The organism is Escherichia sp. 94.0001, from assembly GCF_013369155.2.
Taxonomy (GTDB): domain Bacteria; phylum Pseudomonadota; class Gammaproteobacteria; order Enterobacterales; family Enterobacteriaceae; genus Escherichia; species Escherichia coli_F.
Window position 1 is genome coordinate 1 of the sequence record NZ_JABWMS020000151.1, and the last position, 1,867, is coordinate 1,867.

Sequence of the window (1,867 nt, forward strand, 5' to 3'; positions counted from 1 at the left end):
TTCTTACATTAGATAATCCCGAAGAGATATTTAAAAATATAATAGAAAATAGAAAGTCAACTAAGGAGTCTAAAATTTATGCTGCTTGTGGGCTATATTATTTAAACGTAGAAAATATAGAGTCATTGTTTAATGAAAATGATAAACAAGAATATATGTCTGTCTTAAGAGGGGATATTTTAACAAAAATAAAACTGAATGATATTCTGAATTCTGTGATAATAAATGGTTGCAACACCAAATTAATATCTGAACATAAATGAGCAGGAGGTTTTTAAAATGAGAGAAATATCAGATCACATGCTTGATTTCGTGAAAGGAGGGATGAATCTTAATGGATTACCTAGTTCTACTAATGTAATAGATCTACGAGGAAAAGATATGGGAACATATATTGATGCTAATGGAACATGCTGGGCTCCGGGTACTCCATCCATCATCATGTATCCGGGGGGAAGTGGACCTTCTTATAGTATGAGTAGTTCCACATCCAGCGTAAACAGCGGCACATCATAAATACCCTCCGGCATGGCCGGAGGGTATTTATGATGTGCCTGTAAGACTCTACTTCTGTCGTCTCTTTACAAAGGCATATGATCTGTCATTTTGTACCAGACATCTTAACGAGAGCCTTTTCATATATTACTTACATACGTGAAATCTACAGTATAAAGCAAAAATTTTATTAAACCTGTTTTATATTTATCATCAATACAACAGATTTAATTCCGGAAAGTCACTCATCATCCCTTGAATGAACGTCATTTGATGTATTATTCTTACACTTGGATTAATTTAAGATGATACCTATGAAAAACTATCTTTTCCAGACTCCCGAAGATATTTGTGTACAGTTAAAAAAAATGACACATCCTGTCACAATAAGAACAACAGATATTGCTAATTTCTGGCACTATCTTGAGTCAGCAACACTTCCAGTGATCACAAAAAGCACCACTACAGAAAATCGGGAGGTTACATTTCTGTGGCGCTCAGAGAAAGCACTGCAAGGCGTATATCTTCGCCTGAATCGTGTTACAGATAAAAAAGACGTCAAAAAAGGACTAATGACTCATATCCCTTCGACAGATATCTGGATGCTGACACTGGTGTTACCAGCTTCATATCGGGGCTCATACTCATTTATAGAAATTCCCACAGATATGACACAAAAAGACATATTTCAACTAGGAAGTCGCTTCTCTCCATTACCCGGTAAATCTGATCCATTTAACAAAACAGCAGAAATAAATATACGAGGATTCGGAGAATCAGTCCTTTCTCTTGATATGGCTCCTGAACAAAAGGAATGGGATGATACTTCCCATAAATGTACAGGTATTCTTTCAATATTACATTCCTTTGTTTCAGGATATCAACGCCGGATTCGTTTATATTTCCCCCTGAATCCAACATCAGTACCTCTTGGATTACTTGTGTTACCTGATGCTGAAACATGGTTTGACCGGATAGATATTACCCGGGCATTAGATATGGCCATCACCACTGGTCGTATCACGCCAATGGCAATTATGGGGATAGACAATATTAATGAATCTGATCGTATGAATATACTGGGAGGCAATAAAGAACTCATCTTTGATATAGCGGAAAATCTGATACCCCAGTTATACAGAGACTATCCGGATATCGTATGGGCTGGTCGCTCTAATACTGTACTGGCCGGGCAGAGCCTCGGTGGAGTGACAGCACTGATGGCAGCTATATATGCGTCGACAACATTTGGTACAATCATTAGTCACTCACCTTCAATGTGGTGGAACCCTGACCAGGGCAGCCCGATCTTGTTTACTGAGAATAATACCTCCTGGGTAAGTGAGCAGATACTTTCAGCGCCTCCGAAAGA

Annotated in this window: 1 protein-coding gene and 1 pseudogene; both read left to right on the plus strand. The window is 38.1% G+C overall.

The features are described from left to right. A pseudogene (locus HEN33_RS24775) lies at positions 1-263 on the plus strand (MchS3 family protein); the annotation flags it as partial. 537 nt (positions 264-800) lie between these two features. After that, the coding region (locus HEN33_RS24780; RefSeq protein WP_183083503.1) for an enterochelin esterase domain-containing protein at positions 801-1,867 on the plus strand (1,067 nt) is incomplete at its 3' end.